This is a genomic window from Commensalibacter melissae (assembly GCF_009734185.1).
GTDB lineage: Bacteria > Pseudomonadota > Alphaproteobacteria > Acetobacterales > Acetobacteraceae > Commensalibacter > Commensalibacter melissae.
On the sequence record NZ_CP046393.1, the window covers coordinates 1,328,786 to 1,345,524 of the forward strand.

Below are 16,739 nucleotides of genomic sequence, written 5' to 3' on the forward strand. Positions count from 1 at the left end.
TTGAACGAATGGGAACAACAGTTAATGATGATTTTCTCTCGCCGGGCTTTTCTTGCCAGCTTAACCGCATTTATCCTTTATTCGGGTATTCCGCAAGAAACTAAAGCCGCCTCCACCGTTCAAACTATTCGTGTCGGTATCATTAGTGGTCCTGAAGAGGAACTGGCCCTTACCGCCAAGGAAGTTGCAAAAACAAAAAACATTGATATTCAACTGGTCAATTTTGACGATTACAATATTCCAAATGAAGCGCTTGTTGGTAAAGATATTGATGCCAACGCTTTCCAAACAGTTCCCTTCATGGATGCGCAAATTCAAGCAAGAAATTATAAATTGGCCGTTCTTGGAAAAACATGGGCAGAACCACTGGGTTTTTACTCACATAAAATCAAATCCATCCGTGATCTTCCTGACCAAGCAAAAATCGCCATTCCCAATGATCCTTCCAATCAAGGCAGAGCTCTTAATCTTCTAGTGAAAGCCAATCTCATCCAACTACGGCAGAATGCTCCGGCATTACCTAGACTTGGGGATGTCATCAGTAATCCACATCATTTTCAACTTATTGATCTTGACGCCGCCCAATTATCCCGTGCCCTAGATGATGTCACAATGGCCGCGGTCAATACGAATTTCGTCATACCGGCCGGGATCAATCCAAAATCTGCTTTACTTAGAGAGGATATTAAAGACAGTCCTTATGACAATATCTTGGTTGTACGTAAAGGGGATGAAAACCGCCCTGAAATGAAATTGTTGCTGGAGAGTTTTCAATCCGATGCCGTGAAAAAGGCAATGGAAGATAAATTTCACGGCGCTATATTGCCTGCATGGTGACACATTCTTTTCCTCAATGCAGTTTAATTGATAAAAATTTATGACTTCAGATTTACCCGTTATTGAATTTGACAATGTATGCAGAAATTTTGGCAATCATGCCGCATTATCCAACCTTACTTTCTCGATTCAAAAAGGAGAAATAGTTGGAATTATCGGACACTCTGGAGCAGGAAAAACAACTCTGCTACGATGTTTGGCGGGGCTGGAAAAACCAACAAGTGGCAAGGTCAAGATTGAAGGAAAAGATATAGCCCATTTGCCTGAAAAGGCTCTTATTCCATTGAGACAGCGAATTGGGCTGGTTTTTCAGCATTTTAATCTACTTAATTCTAAAAATGTTTTAAATAATATTGCCCTTCCCTTGAAAATTGCAGGGATTCCTAAAGCCAAGCGAATTGAGAAAGCAAAAGAATTGCTCGAACTGGTTGGCATTCCTGACAAGGCCCTCAATTATCCAGCCCAGTTATCGGGGGGGCAAAAACAACGTGTTGGAATAGCAAGAGCCCTGGCAGCCAATCCCGCCCTTTTGTTATGTGATGAGGCAACCTCTGCCCTTGACCCAGAAACGACACGTTCAATAATTGAACTTTTATTACGAATTAATCAGAAACTAAAACTTACAATTGTTTTGATCACTCATGAAATGAGTGTTATCCGCCTTTTAGCAGATCGAGTTTTTGTTCTGCAAAAAGGTAAAATCATCGAGGAGGGAGCAGTCGGTAAAGTTTTTGCTCATCCGCAATCGGAAACAACCCAACAATTATTGCAAGAGGAACAGCCTTCCCTTCCCCAAAGTATATCGCAAAATATTCATCCCAACCCTGACAGGAATGACCATGCCATTCTACATGTCGTCATGATGGGCAAGGTTGTAAGAGATCCCTTAATAGCTAATCTTCAAAAAGATTATCAAATTTCCGCAGTACTGTTGGAAGGAAACATAACCCATATACGTGAAACACCAATTGGCACGACATTTCTTGCCGTTCCTGCGGATCAATGGCAACAAACAATAACAGCTCTTACAAGCATGGGTGTTGAGACAGTTGAAAAGGTTGGTTATGTCCGTCTTTAATCTTGATCAAATGAATAATCTCATAAGTCAGTACTCTCATATTTCAACATATCAACTTGAGCAGTTATATATTGCTATTGGCCAGACATTGGAAATGACTCTAGCTTGTGGTTTGCTAACCTTGACAGGTGGATTACCTCTCGCCCTTTTCCTGGTTATCACCGCACCTGACGGTTTAAGGCCCGCACCGATATGTAATCGATCGATTGGATTCATTATTAATATATTCCGATCCATTCCTTTTATAATATTGCTAGTGGCCCTAATTCCCGTAACACGATTTCTTGTTGGAACCGCTATTGGCACGACTGCAGCAATTGTTCCGTTAACTATTGCAACTATTCCCTATTTTACCAGAATAGCGGAAGTTTCCCTTAAGGAAGTCGACCGTAATCTTATTGAGGCAGTTAAAGCGATGGGAGGAAGCAATTTTACAATTATTAAAGAGGTTCTATTGCCTGAAGCTTTACCGGGACTCATTTCCGGTTTTACCGTGACTCTAATCCTGATTATTGGAATATCCGCCATGGCTGGGACCATTGGGGCAGGTGGATTGGGTCATTATGCTATACAATATGGATATCAACAATTCAGATCGGATATTATGGGAATTGTAATCGTTATATTGGTGCTCATGATTTCAGGAATTCAATGGTTGGGAGATTATCTTGCAAGAAAATATAATCACCGTTAATCCTTAGATAAAATTAAAATTACTGATATTTCTGAAATCATCAAATATGTTTTTATTTCATTTTATGTTATAGATTGAAGAATAAACCCATCCATTTCATCACGGGCTTAACTTTTCAAATTTGGTATATTATATCAAGAACGTAAATTATAAATCTATATCAGCTATTTTTTAGAGCCATAAAGGATAAATTATAATGAATTGGTTTAAAACTGGATTGTATACAGTTTTACTTTCTACGACTTTACTATCTGTCAAAACTTATGCACAAGTTACGCCAATCAATCAAGAAGAAAGCGGAACTTTACCAGGCTTATCCAAACAATCCGTTCAAATGAAATCCCAGGAAGCTGAAAAAGGGGGTGAACATATTACCGTTCGAGGACACCGTGAACCACCTCCCGGTTATACCTATGCGCCTTCCATGAACATGCAAAATGGACCAGATCCCGAGCATCAACAAGCTTTGGCTGAATCGAAAGACAAGGTAAGTGGTGCCAATCTTTCAAAATATGGTACCGCGTATCAAGAAAGTGGCCCAATGGGACAGGGAAAATTAGGGGATTCAACAGGAAATGGATGGTTAACCCCCCGATAATCAAACTTTTAATTTTGTTTATCTGTAACCCTTGCAACCTGACGAAGGGTTACAATTTCCTCCGCAGAAGTTGGATGAATACCGATTGTTTCATCAAAAACTGCCTTGGTTAAACCTGCCGCAACTGCAACTGAAAATCCTTGCAGCATTTCTGGTGCGTCATCTCCGACAATATGAAGTCCAACAACCTTTTGCGACGATTGATCAACGATCATTTTAATAAAGGTTTTAACCTTACGTTCCGTTAAACTATAGCGCATTGACGTAAAATTGGAGATATAGATATCAACTGCTCCTCTTAGTGCAGCCTCTTCTTCAGTTAAACCAATGCTTCCAATTGGTGGATTAAAAAATACAGCCTTTGGAATGTAGTCATAGTTACTTTTACGAATTTTATTTCCGAATAAACGATCAGCTAGGGCATGTCCTTGAGCAATGGCTACAGGAGTAAGATTAACAAAATCTATCACATCACCGATGGCATAAATATGGGGAATTCGAGTTTCAAAATCTTCATTAACAATGATTTCCCCTTTTTTCCCCTTTTCAATCCCAATTTTTTCAAGATTTAATCCTGACAAATTGGGATGCCGACCAGTGGCAAAAAATACACAATCTGTTTGCACCACTTCTCCGTTATCAAGATAAAGATGATATTGCTCACCTTGTTTAATAATCTTTTTTGGATGGGCTTTGACATGTTGGATAATATCCTTACGCTGTTCAATCGCATCATAGACAGCCTGACGTATATCCTGATCAAATCCTCTGAGGGGAACAGGTTGACGATAGACCAAATCCACATATGAACCCAGTCCGGCAAATATGCCGGCAAACTCAAGTGCAATATATCCAGATCCAATGATGGCAATATTTTCCGGACGTTTTGACAAATAAAAAGCTTCATCTGAAGTAATGGCGTATTCATTTCCTTCAATATCAAGTTTCGTGGGTGATGAGCCTGTTGCAATAACAATATGTTTGCCTGTAATAAATTTATCTTCTGCTTTTTCATCAGATAATACAGAAGATGAGATTTTAAGAGTATGATCATCTTTGAAAGAGGCATGACCTGTAAATAGATTCACTCCCGCCCTTTCCAACATGGAAATATAAATATTATTTAACCGTTTTATTTCCTTGTTTTTTGCCTCAATAAATTCAGGCCAATGATGGTGTCCGGGAACCGTATCCCATCCATATCCATGACTATCTTTGACCTGGTTGTTAAAATTGCTTGCATAAACCATAAGCTTTTTTGGTACACAGCCAATATTTACGCAGGTACCACCCCAATATTGTTTTTCAACAACCGCAACACGGGCACCATGGGAAGCTGCAATACGGGCACAGCGAACACCGCCTGAACCTGCTCCTATAACAATAAGGTCAAAGTCGTATTTCATGAATTATTGCTCCGCAAATGCTTTTTCAATTACAAAGGAACCAGGTGATGAACCGTTACCTTCTACAAAACCTCTTTTTTCAAGAATTGACTTGGTTTCCGCCAACATTTCTGGAGAACCGCAAATCATAGCACGATCATGTTCGGGATCCATAACAGGTAAATTAATATCAGAAAACAGTTTCTCATTTTCAATCAGGGTCGTGATACGATCTCTTACAGGAAATTCCTCACGAGTAACTGTAGGATAATAAACCAGTTTTTCTTTCACATATTCTCCCAGAAATTCATTATTTGGCAAATCATTTAAAATATAATTATGATAAGCCAGTTCCCCTTTGATGCGTACAGTATGGGTCAGGACCACTTTTTCAAAATTCTCGTATACCTCTGGATCACGAATAAGGCTCATGAAAGGTGCCAATCCGGTTCCCGTTGAAAAGAAATATAAGTTTCGACCGGGTTTCAAATTAGGAAGCACCAGGGTTCCCGTTGGTTTACGTCCAATAAGAACCGTATCGCCGACCTTCATATGACATAAACGTGAAGTCAAGGGGCCATCAGGAACCTTGATTGACAGAAATTCAAGATGTTCTTCATAATTAGCGCTTGCAACACTATAAGCTCGCAATAAAGGTTTGCCATTTACCTCGATTCCGATCATGCAAAATTGACCATTTTCAAATCTTAAACTTGAGGTGCGTGTACAAGTGAAAGAAAAAAGACGGTCCGTCCAATGATGAACAGATAAAACCTTTTCAGCATTTAAGTGACTATATTCTTTAGAGGGCGGGGAAAGACGAAAAGAATCATCAATCATCACTGATTCTGTCATTATTTACTAATCTCCTGCAATATTGGTCAATTTATATGAAATTTATCTTATATATTGAAACCCAATTCGTCATTTTTAAAAAATTACCGTGTTTAAAATTATCTATAATAAGAAAATACTGATAAAATTTTTTGATTCAATCTTATTTAATCAATTTTTTCAAATTATACATAAATATAAGGCATTAAAATAAAAAAACTTATATTATAAGTACAATATGTTGCGAAAAACCTATATCATCTTTTATCTTGTATTCTAGATATGTACTAAATAATAAAATTCAATTTTTTAATCTGTTAAATCATATGAACTCATCCCCTGCTGAACTTGCCCTTTACAAAGTCTTACAAGAAACCCGGCTAGATATTACGCCTCAAGAGGAAAATCGTCTAAAAAAACTCATTGAACGCCAACTTGAAACTGACTCTGACACGATTACACCAGCAAATTTTATAAAACTTCTCTGTACTATTCGTAGAAAGGGATGGACCAAAAAATTAACCCAGCTTGTCCAACAAAAAAAATATGTTTGGGTTCAACCCGAAGATATTGCATGGGCGGTTTCGTTTATTCACACACCTGAACCCAATGAAACTAATTTTGAAAATGCATTGCAGCTTGCCCTAGGAAACCGTTTGAAACAATCAAGCGGCAATGCCCATGAGGCAATTCAAAATTTACAGCTTGAAACCAATAATGTCTCAGCTAGAACATTCGATAATGAACAATTGACAATTATGGCAGATACCGTTGCCATGGCTTTTGATATACAGGATAAAGATAGTTTTATTGATCAGATTTTGACAGATTATAAGATCAATAAAGAAAAAGATGAACAGTTACTACAAACAGCCAAGGCCCGTAAGAAACAGGAGATAAAACGACAAAGGGAATGGGAAAATAGCCTTGTAAGCTTCAAGGATATACCCGCAATATTGCATTGCTCGTCCAGGGATGCCCTAAAATGGATTGGGCAGAACAGAATTCCAATTGCCCAGAAAATAAAGAAACACGGAAAAGATATTTGGAAATTTGATCCTGTTGAATTGAGAAAATTACGCAATCAAATTTCAAGTTGGATCGAAGAAGTCCCTAAGGGAAAAAAGGGTAAATATATAAACCTTGGTGACCTCAATATCAAAAACAAGGTATTGGCCAATGTAGCGGCAATGGATCGATATGCAGGGCATTTTATAACAGCCCGCTCCCTGAAAAGACATATCACCATTGTGACTGGACCAACCAACAGTGGAAAATCTTATACTGCCTTGGAATCAATGGCTAAAAGTGAGAGTGGAATTGCCCTTGCACCACTACGTTTATTGGCGCATGAATTCAAGGAAGCCCTGGCGGAACGTGATATTGAGGCATCCTTGAAAACGGGTGAGGAGCGCAATATTATCCCTGGAAGCCGTTTTCTGGCAGCTACTGTAGAAATGTGTCCGATGGACAATCCTGTTGATGTGGCGTTGATTGATGAGGCGCAAATGCTGACAGATCCTGATCGTGGCGCAGCATGGACGGCTGCAATTATGGGCGTTCCGGCACGCCATGTTTTTGTTCTGGGTTCACCAGAATGTATCCCTATTGTCAAACGCATTGCCAATTTATGTGATGATCCCTATGACGAGATTATCCTACAAAGAAAAAGTACCCTTATCACTGCCAGTTCACCAATCAGGTTATCAAAATTGAGAACGGGTGATGCACTTATCGCCTTTTCAAGAAAAGAGGTTTTGGATCTACGTTCCCTTCTAATGCAGAAAGGCCATCGCGTTGCTGTAATATACGGGGCTTTGAGTCCGGAAGTCAGGCGGGCGGAAGCAAAACGCTTCAATAATGGCGAGGCAGATATTTTAATCGCAACAGACGCTATCGGTATGGGATTAAATTTATCCATCAAACGTGTTATATTCAGCACGATCTTTAAATTCGATGGTCAAAACAGGCGCTCCCTCACATCCCAGGAAATCAAGCAAATAGGCGGACGTGCAGGTCGATATGGCAAGCATGAAAACGGAATTGTAGGTATTATGGCTGGTGCGGGCGATCCTGCCTTCATCCATCGTAATCTGGAGGCCCCTCCAATCCAGGAAAATGATTTGCGACCCCTGGTGCAACCTGACAGTGATATTGTTCAAGCAATTGCCAATGAAATCAATTCAACAAGTTTATTCGGTGTATTGACACGCTTGAAACGGGCTGTTTTACGTCCTGATGATCCCAATTATAGATTGGCAAAAATGGAGGAAACATTCGCGATTGCATCCTCACTGGAGGGAGTGGATGGTCTTTCCCTTAAAGATCGCTGGACATATTCAACATGTCCGGTCGATGACCGTGACAATGGCATTCAACGGCTTACCCATTGGGCAGCGGATCATGCTGCCGGCAAAACCATATCCGCCCCTGGATCTGGAAAACTACCGAATCCAGTCCAGGCATCCCGACGCGAACTTGAACGCGCTGAAAAAATGCATAAACGCCTGGTAAGTTGGCGCTGGCTATCCTTGCGTTTTCCCGATTTTTACCCAGATCTGGAAAATGCCGAGAAAAATACGAAGAAATTAAATGAATGGATTGAATCAGTCCTTCGCCAAAAACGCAGGAAGATTGAATTGTAATTAAATTCATGTGAATAATTTATTAACTGTTTTGAAAATATTTTCAAATCGATCTAAAGTTTCCTTTGATAAATTATTACAAAATGCAGGGTCGGTTGAAAATTGATAAGCGGGTTTATAATGATTAAATCTATTTTCATGCATAAGGTTATTCACCTGTTTTATAATACCTTCTATTTTCTTATCTAAATCTTCTATTTCAATCTTTTTTACTGGAAATGTCTTGTTAAATAATTGTAAATACTCCTGAGGTTCAAAAATATCCTCGATATCTGCTTTTTGTCTGTTCTCCAAAAATTCGTGAAAAAATTTTATATTCTTTAACGGAATAATTTTTTCTTGGTGCATTTTATCTAATTTTACTTTGGCTTTTTGATCCTCAAATGAATCTAATAAACAAACCATTTTTAATTTAGAACCACGTAATAAAGAAATAAAAGTAGCAACTTTGTCCAAACCACCCGTGGGAACAATTGATATATCTTGGGTTAAACCTTCTCGATCTTGTGCTTTTAAAAATTCAGAAAGCGTTTCTAAATATAATAAATCTGATACCCCTTCGACTAATAAATTCTTAGGAGATATAAAAAGGTTTTGAGCGAGATCATATCCTAAAGCAGCCTGTAAAGGGAATAACGTATCTGGATCTTTTTGTTGTATCGTATCTTGGACAACTGATCCCTTATCAATTTTGGAAGCATTATCGAAAACGGTTCTTACTCTGCTTAAACGATCCATTTCGATCATAAAGGGTGAATGCGTTGTATAAATAATTTGATATTTATCTTTTAAGTAATCAAAAAATCTTAATAAATCTGCTTGAGCAGAAGCATGCAAATTTAACCCTGGTTCATCCAAAAGTAAAATATAAGAAGATGAAGGGTCTTCCTGCATTTTTTCAAACCAGACAATGAATGAAAAAAACCAATTAAATCCTTTGCTACGATTATGTAAAGGTAAAGTCATTCGAGTTTTTAAATTTCTAACCCGTAATTTAAGATAATGAGCAACGATTGTATAAGACTCTATTTTTTCTTCTGTCCTACCATAAGGCCCATTTACATTAAATGTCTTTGTCGCTTTTTCTTTTTTTGCTTCTATATCTAACAGAATTTCCAAATTATTATTTTGTTTCCAATAATCGAATAATGTATCCGAAATATTAATTGCAGTTGATTCTAATTCGGCTCTATATTTTTCGTAATCACCAGATTCTAAAACCTCTTTAAGATTCATATCTGCTAGTTCAAGAAAAGCTTTAGCTGTTTTTAAATCGTCTGTTAATTTTAAATTTTCTTTTTGAAAATCTTCCAACCGAATGTCAGAAGGTAATTGATAATATTCGTCATAGTAAATAAATTTAGGAATCCGTGGTTGTATAATTTTAAAATAGATATATTTTTCTATAAAATTGCTCCATTTAACTTTATTATCTATAATAAATGAATCTATTTTATCTAAATTTTCTATAGAATTCGCATATTTTTTTTTAATCTCAGCCAATTCTTCTGGAGAATTAATGTCTAAGAATTTTTCTAAATTATTTTCATCAATATTTATGTTCAAATTTTTAAAAAATTGTTGAGCATCAACGTTTACTTCTTGAATAGTATTTCCATTTTCAAAAGACGTCTCTCTAATGATCTCGCTATTGCCAGCCCAAATATTTTTACCCAATTGTTTTTCAATAGAAGTAAAAATATCATCCGATAATTCATAAATACAACGAATTGCTATTGAATCTTGATCTTTATTTCTTGATTTTAACTCTTTCCGTGGATAATCCAGTTGTAAGCTAAAAGTAAATTTACTATCACTTTGAAAATAGTTACTTTTTGCTAGACATTCTAAAAAAGCTGTTTTCCCTGATTCATTTTTACCGACTAAAACTGTGATATCATCTTCAATGTTAACTTCCTGTTCTTCTGTAAAAGATTTATACTTATGAATTACTACTTTCTTAAGCTTAATTGCTCTTTTAATTTTCATAATCAATCCAATAATAATTTTATTAAATTATAAAAATTATAACGATGATATAAAAAAGGCGAATAATTTTTTATTATTCGCATTAAAAATTTAACTATAATCAAAATCTTTTCGATAAAATGGATTTTGGAGAAGGCAATATCGTGGTTTTATCAATTAGGGTATCCACGACTTTATTCTTAACAGGCTTTAGTAAATTGGCCGTTTTAATACCTAACCTCCTTAATTTCCACAACCCCTTTTCTTCACGTGTATAAAGCGTTGCAATAATGTTTGTCAGGGTAAACATCGGCATGGTTTTGATTCTTAACCGTTTTTCGAAATGACGTAATTGTTTCGATGTACCGATTTCCTCTCCCCTTTTTAAACCTGCCAAAACTTCATCTGCCAAGATTTCCTGGGCAATCAGGGCAAAATTGTAACCATGGGCTGTGATAGGATGCATTCCAATAGCCGTATCGCCGACCAAGGCGGCATGTCTTGTTTCAAACCGGTTGGCAAATACAGTTTTCAAAGGATAAACATGCCGGGTGGAAACAAGCTCCATTTTTCCAAGCCGTCCATGTATGCGTTTCATTATTTCCAGATTGAATTGTTCGGCTCCCAATGATCTGACCCGATTCATTTCATCAGGAGGAAGAGACAATACAACAGAAGTGACATTATTATTCAATGGCAGTAAGGCAACAGTCTGTCCTTTGTCAAACCATTGCAAGGCAACTTGATGATGACGCAACTCATGCTTCATACGACATACCATCATATGTCGATGAAAATCATGCAGCAAATATCCAATTTCAAGACTGTCCCTTATTTTGGAGAAACGTCCGTCACTTACAACAGCCAGTTTTGTAGAAAAAACTGCATCGTCCTGATCTGCATTGGAATATTCAACCCGGGCATAATCAACAAAGCAATTTAATTTATTACAGCGTGTATTGGATAAAACAGTAATCCCTTCACGAGATTGAACCTCTTCAAATGTTGCCTTTCGGATCAGATGATTTGGAACAAGATAACCAAGAGCCTCTTCGCCCTTTCCCTGCGTGTCAAAAATCAAAGGATTGTTTTCTTCCCCATTCTCAACCCTGGCCTCCCTGAGCGAAGAAATTTCATCTTGAGGAATACGGTCCCATATCCCCATTGATTTCATCAATGAAACGGAATGATGGGTCAAAGCTATTTCACGACCATCAAAAGAAGGTTCTTGCAAAGCTGTCATTGGGGCTGGATCAATAACAGTGACTTTCAGACCAATCCCTTCCAGGGACAATGCCGCACTTAATCCTGCAGGACCCCCGCCAATCACAACAACATCCATCATATCTTTAATCTTTAACATCGTTTCATCTCTTTAACTATTTATGAATCAATTTTGAAATTTACTGCATTTCCCTGCCAGTTGGCGACATAATCATCCACTGAAACCCGTGGAGGTGCCTCAGATCCTTCCACAGGTGTTCCGATAAACATAAACCCGATCATTCTATACGGTTTTTTCAGTCCCAATAATTCCGTAATTTCAGGGACATCATTGGGGCCTGTAATCCATTTTGCACCAAATCCCAGAACATGGACAGCATTCAATATATTCATGGTTGCTGCTGATGCTGCCATCAACTGTTCATCAAGTGAGATAGACGTCTTGTCATCATGAAATTGACGAAATCCAAGTGCCAAGATCAAAGGGGCATTCGAAAAATTTTGCACTATTTTGGTTATATAAGCGGGGGGATAACAAGAATCCGGTTTTGTAAGGATCTTTTCCAATGATCTTACCCATTTTTCTCGATACTCTTTACCAATAATCACAAAACGCCAGGGACGTAAGCGCCCATGATCAGGAGCCCGCATCGCTGTTGATAAAATTTGATGCAATTCATCGTCATTTGGCGCAGGTTGAGTTAATGAACCACATGAAAAACGAGAAAGCAGAAAATCAATATTTGACATAAAATTATCCATTACAATAAAGTTATTTATAATTTTACCATTTATAATGTAAGTTTCATATCAAATCTAAACTTACTGTAATTTCCACGAGACAAAAATACGTAAAAAGTATTATGAATTTAAGTTCTATTCATAAGAAATTCATGATTTCATAATTTCATTTCTTACTCTTTAATCTTGGCATTCCGGCAAAAGCAAGTTATTAATTGAATGTCAAATATAATTTATATTTTAAAGTTATCTTTTATGAATACGCAAAGACAGGTATCCGTACATCGCAAAACCTCGGAAACAGATATCCAGCTCACCCTGAATCTTGATGGAGCAGGTCAGTCCAATATCGAAACGGGAATCGGTTTTTTTGACCACATGCTGACAGCTCTTACCAAACATGGCTTGTTTAACTTGGACATAATGGTCAAAGGCGATCTACATATTGATTTTCATCATACAGTGGAAGATGTCGGCATAACTTTGGGTCAAGCATTCCAGAAAGCTATTGGAGAGAAAAAAGGAATCTGTCGGTTTGGACAAGCCTCTGTTCCTCTGGATGAGGCCTTGAGCGAAGTCGTTATCGATATTTCTGGTCGCCCATACCTGGCATGGAACGTGTCTTTTCCAACAGAAAAGATAGGAAAGATGGATACCGAATTATTTGAAGAATTTTTTCGTGGGTTTGTGATGAGCGCCCATTTGAACCTGCATGCAATATTGCATGCGGGTCGTAATTCCCATCATATTGCCGAGGCAACATTTAAAGCAGCTGCACGTGCTTTGCGAATGGCTTGTGAATTCGATCCACGTGCTTTGCATGCCATTCCATCAACCAAAGGTGTGTTGTGAAATATTTTACTGTCTATGCAAACCAAAACCAACCTTCCGAATTAAAACTGGTGCCTGAGGGTTTTTCTTGGCTCGTATTTATACTTGGACCTGTTGGTCTTTTTGTCCAAAAAAGCTGGATTCATGGATTAATTCTTTTAAGTATTTGTTTTTCACTGATTATCTGGATACATCCATCTTTCTTCTTGATGGCTTTGGTACATTTTATAGTAGGTTGCTTTGCCTTCCACTTTCAAAGAACGGAATTGCAATGGGCAGGATGGAATCTTCAAACCGTAATTGCCGCACCCAATAAGAAATTTGCTCTTCTTCGTTTACTTGATAAAAAACACCGTTTAACAAACTATATCAATTCATGAAACATAAACCCGACAGCATTATTGTTATTGATTATAACGGCGGAAACCTTGCCTCCGCTCAACGCGCCCTGATTGCAGCGGCCCACATGATCAATCTGCCTGTTAATGTTGAAATCAGCAACAAACCAGAACATATTCAAAATGCGGACCGTCTTATATTACCTGGTCAGGGAGCGTTTGCAGATTGCATGAGTGGATTGCAATCCATTCCCGGTTTGCTTGAATCGTTAAATGCCAAAGTTCGGCAAGGGACCCCTTTCCTAGGAATTTGTGTTGGCATGCAAATAATGGCTGAACAAGGATTGGAACATAAAACAACCAAAGGTTTGGGATGGATCCAGGGTAAAATAAAACCTATCGATACAACAGATTTACCTTTACCCCATATGGGATGGAATGAACTAAATTTTAAAGTAAATGCACATCCTGTTATAAATGGAATAAATCCAGGTGATCATGCATATTTTGTCCATTCATATGCTTTATCCGCTGAAGATAACAAGGATATTATCGCTACAACCGATTATGGCATACCCATTCCGGCCATCATCGCCAAAAAGAATGCGATTGGCACGCAGTTTCATGTCGAAAAGAGTCAACAAGTTGGATTACATATTTTGGCAAATTTCCTAAGATGGAATCCTACCCCCGCTTAGCAAGTATTTATTAATTACAATGGATAACATCAACTCAAACCTACTTCCAAAAATCGAATTAGAACAAATTACCACTCTTGATAATGATGATGATTTGCATGCAATCTGTGAATCTCTGGAAGCCGCAATACTGGCTGGTTATCATTGTCGCTGGGTTAAGGCACCACCAAGACAATTGTTGGAAAGCTATATAAAGGGATCGTTACTTGTTCCCGAAAAAACTCTTTTCACAGGTCGAATGGATGGACATATTGTCGCATTTTGCGAGGTTGAAACACCACTAAAAGAAGAGGAATCTCCCTATATTGCTGCAAAAATCACCATTTTTGCAGTTGCACCCTATGCCATAAATGTCGGCGTCAGTAAACGTTTACTTCTAAAAATCGAACAGACCATTGCCCAACTAGGTTTCCCGATCATTAATGTGCAAATTGATGAAAGTCAGAAAAAATTATTTCAGTTTTATTTGAAAAATGGATATCATCATTGGGCAACCCACCCTTATTATCGAAAAATCAACGGGCAAATTTTCAGGGGATATTTTTTATATAAATCCTTTTTGAACCTACCATAATTTTAACTTCATGAAGTGTAACTTATTTATGTCCAGCTTTTCTTCAGCAATCCATCCCCTAACATTATATCCCGCAATTGATTTGAAAAATGGTCAATGTGTTCGATTACGTCAGGGTGAAATGGATCAGGCAACAATATATTCTGACAATCCCGGTGAACAAGCTCGAAACTGGAATAATCAGGGTTGTAAATGGTTACATGTTGTTGATCTTGATGGTGCCTTTGCAAAAAAATCTGTTAATACAGAAGCTATTTTAAGCATTCTTGCCAATTCTCAGGTGCCTGTTCAACTTGGAGGTGGAATACGGGACCTAAATGCTATCGAATATTGGCTTTATAAGGGCATAAAAAGAGTTATTCTCGGTAGTGTCGCCGTTAAAAATTCCAGACTAGTTTATCAGGCCTGCAAATCCTTTCCTGGTCAAATCGTGATTGGTATTGATGCCAAAAAAGGATATGTATCCACCGAAGGTTGGGCGGAAACCTCTGAAATGAAAGCCCTGGACCTCGCCTTACGTTTACAGGACAGCGGTGCTTCTGCCATTATCTTTACTGAAATTGAACGAGATGGCATGTTATCCGGACTTGATCTTGAACAAACTGCCAATCTTGCCCATCATCTCCAGATACCGATTATCGCCAGTGGAGGCATTGGTAACCTTGCACATATTGAGGCATTACGAAACATTGCCAATCAGGAGCCAGGAATAGAGGGGGTAATTGTTGGTCGAGCCCTCTATGATGGACGCATTCGGATCAATGACGCTTTAAAGGTGTTGGAAACATGTTGAAAACCCGTGTCATTCCCTGTCTTGATGTCAAGAACGGACGTGTGGTCAAGGGAGTCAATTTTGTCTCCCTACGTGATGCCGGTGATCCCGTTGAACAGGCATTGGTTTATGATAAGGCAGGTGCCGATGAATTGACATTTCTGGATATAACCGCAAGCAATGAAAACAGAAACACCATCATTGATGTGGTGAATCGTACAGCGGAAAAAATTTTTCTTCCTTTGACTGTTGGCGGGGGTATTCGTACACCGGACAATATACGTGCGCTTCTTTTAGCAGGAGCGGATAAATGCGCCATTAATTCCGCAGCCATTAAAAATCCGGATCTTGTTAATGATGGAGCCAATAAATTTGGCAGTCAATGTATCGTTGTTGCTATTGACGCACGATCTGATAATAAAGGTTCATGGGAGGTCTACAGTCATGGTGGTCGTAATCCAACGGGTATTAATGTCATTCAATGGGCAAAGGAAATGACCAGGCGTGGTGCTGGTGAGCTTTTAATTACCAGCATGGATCGTGATGGTACGGGAAAAGGTTTTGATCTTGACCTTCTGAAAGCAATTAACAGTAATGTTCGTGTCCCTGTGATTGCTTCGGGAGGGGTGGGTCAATTACAACATTTTACCGAAGGCGCACAAACAGGAGCAACAGGATTACTTGCAGCCAGCGTTTTTCATTTTGGCCAATTTACGATTGAGCAGGTAAAAAAATCTCTGGCAGGAAACAACATTCCCGTCCGCCTTTCCTGATCTGTATTTAATAAAGGAAACAAGGTATGAAATCCAATCTAAATGGTGAAATTCTTGATCGTCTATATAAAAAGATTGAAGAAAGAAAAAATAATGACCCTCAAAAAAGCTATTCCGCCAAATTACTGAAAAAAGGGTCACACAAGGTTGCACAGAAATTTGGTGAAGAAGCTGTTGAATGCCTGATTGAATGTGCCACAAAAAATCCACAAAACCTGATCAGTGAAAGTGCCGATGTTTTGTATCATTTGTTGGCCATGTGGGTTATAACAGATATATCGCCTGAAGATGTTTGGGCGGAACTTCATAAAAGAGAGAAAATAAGCGGGATCGAGGAAAAGGCTTCTCGTAATTTAAAATCTTCAAAATAACAGGTGAAACAATGGCTTCAACTTCAGTTCGTTACGATTCTCAAAATATATTTGCTAAAATTTTGAAAAAAGAAATTCCAGCAAAAACAATTTATGAAAATGAATATGTGTTGGCGTTTCACGATGTAGCCCCCAAGGCACCAATTCATGCCTTGGTCATTCCCAAAAACCCTTATACCTCCTATGCTGATTTTTCTCAACGTGCAGCCCCCGAGGAAATTGTAGCTTTTACCAAGGCTGTTGCACATGTAGCCAATTTATTGGGTCTTGACAAAGATGGTTATCGCATTATCAGCAATATTGGCAGGAATTCCGGCCAAGAAGTTTTCCATTTTCACTTTCATATTCTTGGTGGGAAAAAGTTACCATTTGCTTAAT

The 16,739-nt window shown here is 38.3% G+C and carries 18 protein-coding genes; 13 read left to right on the forward strand and 5 right to left on the reverse strand.

The features are described from left to right. Positions 1-24: 24 nt before the first annotated feature. The 4 genes from GN303_RS05885 to GN303_RS05900 all read left to right on the forward strand — a co-directional run bounded on the left by GN303_RS05885 (position 25) and on the right by GN303_RS05900 (position 3,207). Complete coding sequence (locus GN303_RS05885; protein WP_231504008.1) at positions 25-837, forward strand: MetQ/NlpA family ABC transporter substrate-binding protein; 813 nt, start codon at positions 25-27, stop codon at positions 835-837. A 40-nt stretch (positions 838-877) separates the two neighbouring features. Beyond that, positions 878-1,915 carry a methionine ABC transporter ATP-binding protein gene (locus GN303_RS05890; RefSeq protein WP_110438248.1) on the forward strand — a complete coding sequence of 346 codons (1,038 nt, stop codon included), beginning with the start codon at positions 878-880 and terminating at the stop codon, positions 1,913-1,915. A 40-nt stretch (positions 1,916-1,955) separates the two neighbouring features. Beyond that, complete coding sequence (locus GN303_RS05895; RefSeq protein WP_197037490.1) at positions 1,956-2,609, forward strand: methionine ABC transporter permease; 654 nt, start codon at positions 1,956-1,958, stop codon at positions 2,607-2,609. Positions 2,610-2,805: 196 nt separating this feature from the next. Beyond that, on the forward strand, positions 2,806-3,207 hold the full coding sequence (locus tag GN303_RS05900; RefSeq protein WP_110438249.1) for a hypothetical protein: 402 nt from the start codon (positions 2,806-2,808) through the stop codon (positions 3,205-3,207). A gap of 8 nt (positions 3,208-3,215) precedes the next feature. Here the strand turns inward: GN303_RS05900 and gorA are convergent, their stop codons facing one another. Both gorA and GN303_RS05910 read right to left on the reverse strand, forming a co-directional pair. Next, entirely contained in the window at positions 3,216-4,613 is a 1,398-nt protein-coding gene (gene gorA / locus GN303_RS05905; protein ID WP_110438250.1) for a glutathione-disulfide reductase, read from the reverse strand. A gap of 3 nt (positions 4,614-4,616) precedes the next feature. After that, on the reverse strand, positions 4,617-5,447 hold the full coding sequence (locus tag GN303_RS05910; RefSeq protein WP_110438251.1) for a ferredoxin--NADP reductase: 831 nt from the start codon (positions 5,445-5,447) through the stop codon (positions 4,617-4,619). Between the two features lie 305 nt (positions 5,448-5,752). Between GN303_RS05910 and GN303_RS05915 the strand changes: the two genes are divergently transcribed. Then, entirely contained in the window at positions 5,753-8,071 is a 2,319-nt protein-coding gene (locus GN303_RS05915) for a helicase-related protein (protein WP_110438252.1), read from the forward strand. Positions 8,072-8,077: 6 nt separating this feature from the next. Here GN303_RS05915 and GN303_RS05920 read toward each other — a convergent pair whose 3' ends face one another. The 3 genes from GN303_RS05920 to GN303_RS05930 all read right to left on the reverse strand — a co-directional run bounded on the left by GN303_RS05920 (position 8,078) and on the right by GN303_RS05930 (position 12,013). After that, entirely contained in the window at positions 8,078-10,060 is a 1,983-nt protein-coding gene (locus GN303_RS05920) for an AAA family ATPase (RefSeq protein WP_110438253.1), read from the reverse strand. A 100-nt stretch (positions 10,061-10,160) separates the two neighbouring features. Continuing rightward, complete coding sequence (gene ubiM / locus GN303_RS05925; protein WP_197037444.1) at positions 10,161-11,402, reverse strand: 5-demethoxyubiquinol-8 5-hydroxylase UbiM; 1,242 nt, start codon at positions 11,400-11,402, stop codon at positions 10,161-10,163. A 20-nt stretch (positions 11,403-11,422) separates the two neighbouring features. Further along, positions 11,423-12,013, reverse strand: a complete 591-nt coding sequence (locus GN303_RS05930) for a nitroreductase family protein (RefSeq protein ID WP_158523855.1) — start codon at positions 12,011-12,013, stop codon at positions 11,423-11,425. A 246-nt stretch (positions 12,014-12,259) separates the two neighbouring features. Here GN303_RS05930 and hisB point away from each other — a divergent pair, with 246 nt between their 5' ends. From hisB to GN303_RS05965, 8 genes are read left to right on the forward strand one after another with little or no spacing between them, the layout of a single operon-like run. Continuing rightward, on the forward strand, positions 12,260-12,856 hold the full coding sequence (gene hisB / locus GN303_RS05935) for an imidazoleglycerol-phosphate dehydratase HisB (RefSeq protein WP_110438603.1): 597 nt from the start codon (positions 12,260-12,262) through the stop codon (positions 12,854-12,856). Continuing rightward, positions 12,853-13,215 (forward strand): hypothetical protein, encoded by a 363-nt coding sequence (locus GN303_RS05940; RefSeq protein WP_110438255.1) that lies wholly within the window; start codon positions 12,853-12,855, stop codon positions 13,213-13,215. The genes hisB and GN303_RS05940 overlap by 4 nt, the downstream gene beginning before the upstream one ends. Beyond that, positions 13,212-13,871: an imidazole glycerol phosphate synthase subunit HisH gene (gene hisH, locus GN303_RS05945; protein WP_110438256.1), complete on the forward strand. Its 660-nt coding sequence runs from the start codon at positions 13,212-13,214 to the stop codon at positions 13,869-13,871. The genes GN303_RS05940 and hisH overlap by 4 nt, the downstream gene beginning before the upstream one ends. A 19-nt stretch (positions 13,872-13,890) precedes the next feature. After that, the gene (locus tag GN303_RS08895) at positions 13,891-14,445 is read left to right on the forward strand and encodes a GNAT family N-acetyltransferase (protein ID WP_347375187.1); all 555 of its coding nucleotides are present in this window, start codon (positions 13,891-13,893) and stop codon (positions 14,443-14,445) included. A 28-nt stretch (positions 14,446-14,473) separates the two neighbouring features. Further along, positions 14,474-15,238 carry a 1-(5-phosphoribosyl)-5-[(5-phosphoribosylamino)methylideneamino]imidazole-4-carboxamide isomerase gene (gene hisA, locus GN303_RS08900; RefSeq protein ID WP_347375188.1) on the forward strand — a complete coding sequence of 255 codons (765 nt, stop codon included), beginning with the start codon at positions 14,474-14,476 and terminating at the stop codon, positions 15,236-15,238. Beyond that, positions 15,232-15,990, forward strand: a complete 759-nt coding sequence (hisF, locus tag GN303_RS05955; RefSeq protein WP_110438257.1) for an imidazole glycerol phosphate synthase subunit HisF — start codon at positions 15,232-15,234, stop codon at positions 15,988-15,990. The genes hisA and hisF overlap by 7 nt, the downstream gene beginning before the upstream one ends. 26 nt (positions 15,991-16,016) lie before the next feature. Then, positions 16,017-16,361, forward strand: a complete 345-nt coding sequence (locus GN303_RS05960; RefSeq protein ID WP_110438258.1) for a phosphoribosyl-ATP diphosphatase — start codon at positions 16,017-16,019, stop codon at positions 16,359-16,361. Positions 16,362-16,372: 11 nt separating this feature from the next. Further along, on the forward strand, positions 16,373-16,738 hold the full coding sequence (locus GN303_RS05965) for a histidine triad nucleotide-binding protein (protein WP_110438259.1): 366 nt from the start codon (positions 16,373-16,375) through the stop codon (positions 16,736-16,738). Position 16,739: the final 1 nt, after the last annotated feature.